Raw genomic sequence first — 258 nt, 5'->3', positions numbered from 1 at the left:
TGCTGGACAAGTACAACTTCCCCGGCGACGACACCCCGATCATTCGTGGTTCGGCCAAGCTGGCTCTGGAAGGCGACAAGGGTCCTCTGGGCGAAGAAGCCATCAACAAGCTGGCTGACGCTCTGGACAGCTACATCCCCACGCCTGAGCGCGCTGTGGACGGTGCTTTCCTGATGCCTGTGGAAGACGTGTTCTCGATCTCCGGTCGTGGTACCGTGGTGACGGGCCGTATCGAGCGCGGTATCGTCAAGGTCGGCG

At 61.6% G+C, this 258-nt stretch carries 1 pseudogene; it reads left to right on the top strand.

Annotation, left to right across the window (positions count from 1 at the left end):
• A pseudogene (tuf, locus tag N0K08_RS23355) lies at positions 1 to 258 on the top strand (elongation factor Tu); the annotation flags it as partial.

This window comes from Acidovorax bellezanensis, assembly GCF_025421555.1.
GTDB classification, from domain to species: domain Bacteria; phylum Pseudomonadota; class Gammaproteobacteria; order Burkholderiales; family Burkholderiaceae_C; genus Comamonas; species Comamonas bellezanensis.
Note: the sequence above shows the minus strand (reverse complement) of the source record. Positions and strands in the feature narration are given on the sequence as shown.